Source organism: Henriciella aquimarina (assembly GCF_002088975.1).
Taxonomy (GTDB): Bacteria; Pseudomonadota; Alphaproteobacteria; order Caulobacterales; family Hyphomonadaceae; genus Henriciella; species Henriciella aquimarina.
In genome coordinates, this window is the sequence record NZ_NCST01000130.1 from 19,326 (window position 1) to 27,591 (window position 8,266).

An 8,266-nucleotide genomic window follows, 5' to 3' on the forward strand; every position below is an offset into this window, starting at 1 on the left:
GAAATCTTAAGGTGTAGGACACGGTAATAAGATCGCCCAGTAGGCGCGCATTATGGACGTGAGAAGCATATTTACTGATCAATTTTCCTGCCCCTACCGAGATTGCCCTTTCAGCAAATTCCTGTACCCATGATCGATCATCATTCGTCCGTAGGCAGCAAGGCGGGCGATTTGAGCCTTTAGCGAACTGGTCTTCCATGGCTCAGCGGACACGCGGGCGGCTCCAAAAAAGACTGTGGCGACGGCGCGATAACTGGCCCCGCGCTGGCGGCCGTCGATTGTTCGCAGGGCTCGTTTCAGGCGTTCGCGTCGCTGTCGCGTGATAGGCGGATGCAGGTCGCGCTCCACAAGTTGGTGATATAGGCGATCAGCGGCGGCTAGCCGAACTGCCCAGTCGTCATCTAGCGGAAGTAGCAGGCCAACGGGGCGATCACTGAGCAAATTACCAACGAGATTAACGCCGTTTTTAAGCCGAACCCAAGAAATCCCGTCGTCGTCGATCTTCTGATATGCGATGCGCGCGGCTGGATTGGCAGAGGTCAAGCCCACGTCCGGAAGAGCATCGATCAGTTGAACGACGGCGGGTGCTGCGGTTGGAAGCCAGAAAATCGGAGCGCTGAGTGCGTTGAGCTGTGGGTTTACAGCGAAATCGTAACCCCCAGTCTGCTGGAGCGCCGCCGCCCTCCCGCATTAGCTCGTAGTCATCACGATAGCGCGAGTTCCGACGAAGGCATTCCCAAGCGAGCCCGGAGACACCGAGATCATCGAAGTGATCATACTGCTTGTCGTCGCGCCAATCTGACGGCATTGCGAAATCCTCCCAATCGCAAACTGGCGCATGGAATTGCGTCAGTCAGTCGGGATATTACGCTTTATACCAGCGGTTGCGCTGTGTGGCCACTGGCGTCGTCTTTTACGCATGGTGCCCGCACGCCGATCAACCTGCGGGAAGACCATTCTTGAGAAGATCTCGGTAGCCTTGTTCGGTCATCCAACGAGCGCGGGATAGATGACTGTCGTGGACCTGGCGCGCACGTTCCGGCTCCTTGTTGGCGTCGATACCGAGCAAGAGCGACGCCACATCTTCAAGCGTTGCACCGGCCTCACTTGCATCGAGCAGGCGCATATAGAGCTTCAGGTGATTGCGATCATAGACCGTCACAGCCGCATCGTTCGGTGGCGCGTCGGCGATCCTGTGCTGTCTCGAGGGCATGCGAAATCCTTGCAAGTTGGCCCATATTATTAATGAACTGGAAACCATAACCTAGCAAGCGCAGGCGGCGCAAACGTCGCCGGGTTGGTTGCAGCTTCGTGGCGGCCGCGTCGTTCGCCGCGTATTATAGTGCGTCGCATTAAAATACGCGATCCGCATTTTACTGGCGGATGGATATTCGGGAAGTATTTGGCGCGAACCTTCAGTATTTTAGGGAAAAAGCCGGCCTCAGCCAGGCCGCTCTGGCGGATAGGATGGGCGTTGACCGCGCTCATATATGCGCGATGGAACGCGGGCAGCAGAACGTCACTATCATCACCCTCTGGCACGTGGCCGAGGCACTTGACGTCAAACCGGCCGAACTCTTGGACGATCAGCGGAAAAGCCGAGAGGCATGATGGCAGCCCCGCCTGGGAAGACCGGGCGGGGCTGTCGGGGCGTCAATCGCCGCTCTGGCGGCGTGACCGCGACCAGATAAGGCTGTAGCTCTCTTCGCCTTCGATGACGGTGTCGTCGAAGAGGTTGGCGTAGATCGGAGCGGTGAAACTCGGATCGTCGAGCTTGAGGCTCAGATAGTCGCGGCCCTCATTCGAGCGCTTGGACCAGGCGGCGCCGATCTCGACTCGGCCGACGAAGACGCGGTGGCTGGGTGCGTTGTCGTTCGCGCGATCCTCTTCCGGGATGATCCTTACATTCTTCGCTTGAACGCTGAGGGTGACGATTTCGCCGACGTACTCGTTGGCGGACTTCTTGAAGGTTCCGATGGTGGCCATGTCAGTTCTCCTTTTGGCTTTCGAGCCCGCGCCCGTCGCGGCCTCGATGGAGATCGACAAGGCCGGGACGACCGCCGACGCAGTCCGGAGGACCCGGAGCGTATGCGGAGGACAGCGGAGACGGAGTTTCTTGTTTCGCGAGGAATGGGCGTAGCCCAGGGGAAGAAAGTTCGGCTCCGCCGTTGCGGCCAAGGCGGTCGAGGCGTCAGCCGATACCGGCCAGATCAGTCCATGAGAGGCCGTGTCGGGCGTGGGTGATGAGGCTCAGGAGAAGTTCGTCACCGGCCAGCGCGACAGTCGAAAAACGCCGGCAACGAGCGTAGGCGATGAGCGATCGACATCGTTTCAGAGAAAAAGTTAAAACCACGCCGGATAGATTTGAACGAGACCGCTCCATTCTGACCTTGCGCGCCAAGGGCCGGATTGGGCATGTTCCTTCAACGCACGAAAGTGGCTGCGGAACGTGTCAAGCACGATCCCGGTTTCCACTTATCTGAACCTTAACCGTGGAGTGAATCCCCATTGACGTGAGCGATTTAGCCGTCTGTGGCTGCGTATCAAGCATGATGCGAATTGACACCGCCGGACTGCGTCTCTGGTCCTGCAAGGGATGCGATGCGCACCCATGCTGTCGCGCCGACGATGATTGCACCGATGCTTGCGAAGATGAGGGTCCACGTCTCGCCCGCGCCGCCGGTCTCAGAGAGACCCTTGACCGCGTGAAAACCGGCCAACCCGGCCGGCAAGGCATAGAGCGCGCCGATCGCCAGGCGGATGGTCGGTGACCGTATCGTGGCGAACGCGACTTGCCCGAGGATAAGAGCGACTGCGCCGGCGAATAGTGCGACAGCGATGGCGCCGATCGGCCCCGCGCCGTTTTCAAACGCATAGTAGCCGACAGTAACGGCGACGAAGAACGGAAGCGCATAGACGGCCAGGCTGAATAACAGCCAGCAGAGAAAGCCGAGGCCGACAACGCTCAGCAATGCGGACAGAAACATGGGCGGTCTCCTTCATGGATGGAGCGCCTCCACCAACCGCCACGGCGCTTTTCGAAGTATAGCGCAAAGCAGCGCACGCCGAAACCTTCCGGCGCGCGCATCAGGTGATGCATCTCAGGCATCACGCTGCCTGCGCTTTGTTGTTCTTCGGCCTGAAATCGAAGAGCGGGACGCCGAGCTTTTTGGCCTTGTCTGCCAGATTGTCCGTAATTCCCGACCCCGGAAAGAGGATGAGGCCGATGGGCATCGCCTCAAGAAGCGCGTCGTTGCGCTTGAACGGCGCCGCCTTGCCGTGGCGCTTCCAGTCCGGCTTGAAGACGATTTGCTGGCATTTGCGGTTATCGGCCCAGCACGCGGCGATCTTCTCGGCGCCTTTGGGCGATCCGCCATGCAGGAGCACCATGTCGGCGTGCTTGGCCTTCACACGGTCCAGCGCATCCCAGATCGCCCGATGGTCGGTGACGTCCAGTCCGCCGGAGAACGCAACCCGTGGTCCGCTTGGCAGGAGGGGTTCGATCTCCGCGCGCCGCTTCGCCGAGAGATAGTCGCGGCTGTCGATCATGGCCGCCGTCAGCGTCCGGTGACTGATCCGTGATCCCGAGTGCGGTCGCCAGGTCTGACCGATATGGGTCTCGAAGTGGTCGGCGGCGATATCGCGCATGAGCTCGTAAGCGTTGCGCCGCTCGATCAGCGTGGTTCCTTGCGCCGTCAGGGCTTCAAGTTCGACCGAGCGAATTTCCGACCCGTCCTGTTCGCGCTGCGAGCGTTTCTGGGCCTGCTCATTGTCGTCCAGGTCGCGGTCGACGCGGGCCGCTGTGCGATGAAACAGGTTGGTCACGGACCAGAGCAGGTCTTCGAGATCCGGTTCGAGACGCGTGTCTTCCAGCGTGGCGGCGAGCGCGTCGAAGATGTCGGCTATCGCACCCTGGAGGGCGTCGGCTTCGGGCAAGGGTCTCGGGTCGGGTTCGTCGGCGAAAGGCCGATAGCCATAAAGCTGCAATTCTTCGAGTACGGCCGCGGTTGCGGAGCTGGCCATTGGTTCGGTGGTCTCGGCGGTCATGGGATCGTCTCCTGTTCGGCATGAGCCGCGCCTCTCGCGGCCTTCCCGAGCGACGGGAAAGCGGGGGCTGTCCGGGACTGCACCGCCACGGCGGCCGAAGCCAGAGGCGGAGGACGGCGAAGGCGGCGCTCTTTTGTTTCGCGATGCAAAGCCGGGCCATTACGCCCGGCGGCGGAAAAGAGTGTCGCCGTAGCCGTTGCCGGCCCGGCCAGTCTCCGCTCCGTCTCGCTCCTCTCGGAAGGCCGAAGGCGAGGCTCTCCAATTAGGAGGTGATCTGACGATAGCGACCAGACTAATGACGGGCCTGCTCAGCCGCTCAGTGTTCGTCGGAAAGCAGCCGTGAGAAATCGGCCGTGGCCAGTTGCTGACCCAGATGCGTCCTTAGGTCGTCCCGTCCGAGCTTGCGGAGGTCTTCGTTGAAGTCGCCGCCAAGAGAAATAAGCCGGATCGTTTCGATACCGACGGCTCCTGCGCGTTTGATCAGATTGGCGGTGGCCATGTCGCCTGCTTCGTCGGCGTCGGCAGCGATGTAGAGACGCTGAAGCCCGGTCGGCAGGATCAGCGCGGCGAGATGATTGGCCGATAACGCGGATATGACGGGCATGTTGGGCAACGCCATGCGCACGGAGAGCGTGCTTTCCAGCCCTTCGCCAGCAGCGAGGATGTCGCTCGCAGTTCCGATCCGCACGCCATGGCCGAGCAGGTTCCCCATCGCCTTGCGTGATGGATCGAGGGGCGCCTTGCGAGCCGTCGCCGGATCGAGCCATGTGCGGTGAACGCCGGTGAGATTGCCGTTCACGTCCGTGACCTTGGCGAGCAATGCAGGCCAGGTCTCCGGTGGGGTGTCCTTGGGCTGACCTTCTCGCCAATAGTAGCAGCACGGATGAAATCGCAGCGCTGGCGCGTCGCCAAGCCCGGAAAGACCGCGTCGACGAAGATAGCGCTCGGCGAGCGTTCCACCGACCGGTCTTCCCATGGCGAAGAGGCGCCGTGCAGCCTCCGGCGATCCGGTGGGCGCGGATTGACGCTCACGTTGTGGCGGTTCGGGGCGTGGCAAGCTCAGGAATCGTCGCGCCTCATCGAGCGTCTCGCCGAAGGATTGCAAATGATGCGCAGCGGCAATGAGGTCTAGCAGGTCGCCATGTTCGCCCGTGGCGGCGTCGGTCCATTTCCCGGCTGCGCCCGGACCGTGGGCTGGTCCCGTCAGGCGAACGTAAAGACTGCGACCGGGCGTGTTCTCGATGTCGCCGACGATCCAGTATCGGCCCTGCTTGCGGCCGTTGGAGAGATAATGGCGGCAGACGGCCTCCGCCTCGCGGCCGAGCTGTCGTGCGATTTCGGATGCTGCGCTGTTCATTTGCGCCTCCATGCTGAGAGCAAAAAAGAAGGAGCCCGCCACATTGGGCGGGCTCCAGGGGCGGCAGCGGGAGCCGTTGGGGGACTTGGCTCCCGGTCACTCGGCCGCAGTGGCGAAGGCGTTGCCGGTGACAGGTTCATCATCGGTGATGACGGCGGAATCGCCCATGGCCGGTTCGCCGCCGTTATCCGCCGATTGCGCTTCGCTTTCAGGGAGAGCCGGCATGCGCAGGACTCCGGGCAACCAACCGGTCCCTTCGAGAAGCTCTTCGGCCGCCGCGACCATCTCTGGTTTCTTGAGACCAGCGATGCGGTCGGCCGCCTCGTCGCCCTTGGCTTCGCGCACCGCTTCCAGAATGCGGGCCTTGGTGATGCGTGCCAGATAGCTCTCGCCCGTCGGCGTCCAGCCCGCACTCGCCATGTCGAGCCCGAGCGTCGTCGCCAGCACATCGGCATGGGCGAGCGCCCGCGGACGGCGGTTGTAAGGTTCCTGGACGGCGTTGACGGTCATGGCGACGCAATGTGCGAACAGCGCCTCGCGGCTGTCGTTGTCGAACCCGACCAGCGCCTCCCACAGATCCTCAGGCGCTTTCGGCAGCGCCCCTAGCCAGCTCGTCGTGCGATCGTCGATGCTGAGCGCGTAAGCCGTGTCGCCAAGGCCCGGCGCCTGGGCGCCGAAACCGGCGCTGTGCGGCGTGATCTCGACGCAGCTATCCAGCGGATAGTGATAGAAGAGCCGGAGCGTCATCGCGTGCAGGGCGGCGAGGAACGCCGTCTGCGGATCGTTGGCGAGCGCGTCGCGAAGGGCGAGCGTGCGATGCGCCGTCAATTCCATGACGAGGCGGTCGGAGAGCGGCTTCAGGCCATCGTCTTCCTCTTCCGCCTCGTCGCTGGCGTCCGGGGGCGTAGCGTCGTCGACGTTCTCCTCGGCAGACGCGTCGATCCCATCGACCTCGTCCTGTTCGTCGGATTCGCCGGAAGGTTCATCCTCGGTACGGACATAGCCACGTTCGACACGCAGGCGGCCGTCATGGCCGATGCTGGCGAAGACGCCGGCCACGGCGATTTCGTCCGGCTCGAAGCGGACGGGCCGCTCCTGCAAGGCTTCCATCGCCGTTTCGATCTCGCCGAGCCGGGTGTCGATCTCTTCCGGGAACTCCTCGGCGTCGGCGTACTCGTCTTCGAGCTTGTCGTATTCGGCCTTCAGCGCGTGGAAGCTCGCGATCTCGTCCTCGCTCATCGGCTCGGTCTCGCCGACGATCCGGCGTAGACCGTAGGTGTGGCCGTAGGGAAAGTCCGTGCCGATCTCGATCCATTTCCAGCCCTCGGCGCGGATCGCTTGCGCCTCTGTTTCGAGCTTTTCATCGACAAGTTTCGCAAGCAGGCCTGCATCCTGCAGCCATCCGCCATCGTCGGACTGGAACAGGTCGCGAAGGATAGCGCCGCCGGCCGCCTCATAGGCGCCGAGCCCGACGAACTGCGCCCGCCGGTCGGAGGCGCGCACGGCGCCTTCGGTCAGCATGCGGCGGATTTCATAGGGCTGTTTCACATAAGTCCGTTTGATCGACTCCCAGACCTGTTCCTGGCGCTCATGGTCGGGATTGACCGTGAAGGCCATGAGCTGGTCGAGGGTCAGTTCCTCCTCGGCGTAGGCGTCGAGAAGCGACGGCGCGATAGCGGCGAGCTTAAGCCGCTGCTTGACGACATTCGCCGAGACGAAGAAGGCCGCCGCGATTTCTTCCTCGTGTCTGCCTTTCTCACGCATCGCCTGGAAGGCGCGGAACTGGTCGAGCGGATGAAGCGGCGCACGCTGAACATTCTCGGCGAGACTGTCTTCTTCAGCGAGGCCGTCCGTGCGCACGATGCAGGGCACGGGCGCTGTGCGGTTCAGCCGCTTCTGCTTGACCAGAAGTTCGAGCGCCCGGTAGCGGCGTCCGCCGGCCGGGATCTCGAACATGCCGGTTTCCGCGCCGTCCTCGTCCAGCACCGGCCGGACGGTGATCGAGGACAGGAGCGTGCGCCGGGCGATGTCCTCGGCGAGCTCCTCGATCGAGACGCCGGCCTTGATGCGCCGAACATTGGACTGGCTCAGCACCAGCTTGTTGAAAGGGATGTCGCGCGAGGCGCTGAGGGTGATTTTTTGAGACTTGGTCATGTCAGTTCTCCGTGGGCGGGCTGGCCGAAAGCCTCTCTCTCGACCTCCAAACCCGTCACGAAGAACCCGGCCCGCCTCGTCCTCTTGAGGAAGCGACGGACCGGAAAGGCGGAGCACCGGTTGAAGCTACGCTGCGCGCTCCAGGAGCTTCTTCGCCTTGCCCTCCATATCGAGTCGGGCGTCCTGCTGCGGCTTCGACCGGGCGACCGCGGTGATGCCCTGCACGAAGTCGAACACGGACTCGGGCGGCCGGCCTTCCTCGGCCAAGACCGTTTCGACGATCCTGGCCGTCTCCGCCTTGGAGAAGCCCCGCTTACGGAGGAAATCGGTGCGGTCGTCGTCACTGTGGGCGACGATCCGCTCGCGCGCTGCTCGAATGCCTTCGATGAAGGGGCGTGGCGAGGAATCTGCAAAGCGGGTCAGAGCCGGCGCCGCCTCGTGCGCGAAGCGATTAGCGGCGTATTTGGAATGCCGGATGCTGATTTCCTGGAAGTCCTCAACGCCCCAGAGATTGCGGTTCTGGCAGACGGCGCGCAGATAGAAACTGGCGATGCCGAGCGTCTTCGCGCCGACCTCCGAGTTCCAGCAATAGAAGCCCCGGAAATAGAGATCGGGAGATCCGTCGGGCAGCGTGCCCGCCTCGATCGGGTTCATGTCGTCGACCAGGAAGAGGAAGACGTCTCGGTCGGAGGCGTAGAGCGTGGTCGT

General features: G+C 62.7%; 9 protein-coding genes and 1 pseudogene. 1 reads left to right on the forward strand and 9 read right to left on the reverse strand.

The annotated features are described in order from the left end of the window. Window positions 1-93: 93 nt before the first annotated feature. The 3 genes from B8784_RS20270 to B8784_RS20275 all read right to left on the reverse strand — a co-directional run bounded on the left by B8784_RS20270 (window position 94) and on the right by B8784_RS20275 (window position 1,213). Window positions 94-543 carry a DUF2285 domain-containing protein gene (locus B8784_RS20270; protein WP_158085768.1) on the reverse strand — a complete coding sequence of 150 codons (450 nt, stop codon included), beginning with the start codon at window positions 541-543 and terminating at the stop codon, window positions 94-96. Continuing rightward, on the reverse strand, window positions 467-808 hold the full coding sequence (locus tag B8784_RS22270) for a transcriptional regulator domain-containing protein (protein ID WP_366080137.1): 342 nt from the start codon (window positions 806-808) through the stop codon (window positions 467-469). The genes B8784_RS20270 and B8784_RS22270 overlap by 77 nt, the downstream gene beginning before the upstream one ends. A gap of 129 nt (window positions 809-937) precedes the next feature. Further along, complete coding sequence (locus B8784_RS20275) at window positions 938-1,213, reverse strand: DNA -binding domain-containing protein (RefSeq protein WP_009802160.1); 276 nt, start codon at window positions 1,211-1,213, stop codon at window positions 938-940. A 170-nt stretch (window positions 1,214-1,383) separates the two neighbouring features. Here B8784_RS20275 and B8784_RS20280 point away from each other — a divergent pair, with 170 nt between their 5' ends. After that, window positions 1,384-1,611, forward strand: a complete 228-nt coding sequence (locus tag B8784_RS20280; protein WP_084399899.1) for a helix-turn-helix domain-containing protein — start codon at window positions 1,384-1,386, stop codon at window positions 1,609-1,611. Window positions 1,612-1,653: 42 nt separating this feature from the next. Here the strand turns inward: B8784_RS20280 and B8784_RS20285 are convergent, their stop codons facing one another. The 6 genes and pseudogenes from B8784_RS20285 to B8784_RS20310 form a co-directional block, all read right to left on the reverse strand. Continuing rightward, window positions 1,654-1,986: a DUF736 domain-containing protein gene (locus tag B8784_RS20285; RefSeq protein ID WP_009802162.1), complete on the reverse strand. Its 333-nt coding sequence runs from the start codon at window positions 1,984-1,986 to the stop codon at window positions 1,654-1,656. A gap of 557 nt (window positions 1,987-2,543) precedes the next feature. Continuing rightward, window positions 2,544-2,987: a hypothetical protein gene (locus B8784_RS20290; protein ID WP_009802164.1), complete on the reverse strand. Its 444-nt coding sequence runs from the start codon at window positions 2,985-2,987 to the stop codon at window positions 2,544-2,546. Window positions 2,988-3,108: 121 nt separating this feature from the next. Next, on the reverse strand, window positions 3,109-4,047 hold the full coding sequence (locus tag B8784_RS20295; protein WP_009802165.1) for a DUF2493 domain-containing protein: 939 nt from the start codon (window positions 4,045-4,047) through the stop codon (window positions 3,109-3,111). A 316-nt stretch (window positions 4,048-4,363) separates the two neighbouring features. Then, window positions 4,364-5,404, reverse strand: a complete 1,041-nt coding sequence (locus tag B8784_RS20300; protein ID WP_084399900.1) for a DUF7146 domain-containing protein — start codon at window positions 5,402-5,404, stop codon at window positions 4,364-4,366. A 96-nt stretch (window positions 5,405-5,500) separates the two neighbouring features. Next, window positions 5,501-7,558 carry a ParB/RepB/Spo0J family partition protein gene (locus B8784_RS20305; RefSeq protein WP_084399901.1) on the reverse strand — a complete coding sequence of 686 codons (2,058 nt, stop codon included), beginning with the start codon at window positions 7,556-7,558 and terminating at the stop codon, window positions 5,501-5,503. Window positions 7,559-7,684: 126 nt separating this feature from the next. Beyond that, a pseudogene (locus B8784_RS20310) lies at window positions 7,685-8,266 on the reverse strand (DUF945 domain-containing protein); the annotation flags it as partial.

Coding starts and splice junctions, on each gene's coding strand:
- B8784_RS22270 (WP_366080137.1), bottom strand. CDS start 808: ATGCCGTCAGATTGGCGCGACGACAAGCAGTATGATCACTTCGATGAT.
- B8784_RS20305 (WP_084399901.1), bottom strand. CDS start 7,558: ATGACCAAGTCTCAAAAAATCACCCTCAGCGCCTCGCGCGACATCCCT.
- B8784_RS20280 (WP_084399899.1), top strand. CDS start 1,384: ATGGATATTCGGGAAGTATTTGGCGCGAACCTTCAGTATTTTAGGGAA.
- B8784_RS20295 (WP_009802165.1), bottom strand. CDS start 4,047: ATGACCGCCGAGACCACCGAACCAATGGCCAGCTCCGCAACCGCGGCC.
- B8784_RS20285 (WP_009802162.1), bottom strand. CDS start 1,986: ATGGCCACCATCGGAACCTTCAAGAAGTCCGCCAACGAGTACGTCGGC.
- B8784_RS20300 (WP_084399900.1), bottom strand. CDS start 5,404: ATGAACAGCGCAGCATCCGAAATCGCACGACAGCTCGGCCGCGAGGCG.
- B8784_RS20290 (WP_009802164.1), bottom strand. CDS start 2,987: ATGTTTCTGTCCGCATTGCTGAGCGTTGTCGGCCTCGGCTTTCTCTGC.
- B8784_RS20275 (WP_009802160.1), bottom strand. CDS start 1,213: ATGCCCTCGAGACAGCACAGGATCGCCGACGCGCCACCGAACGATGCG.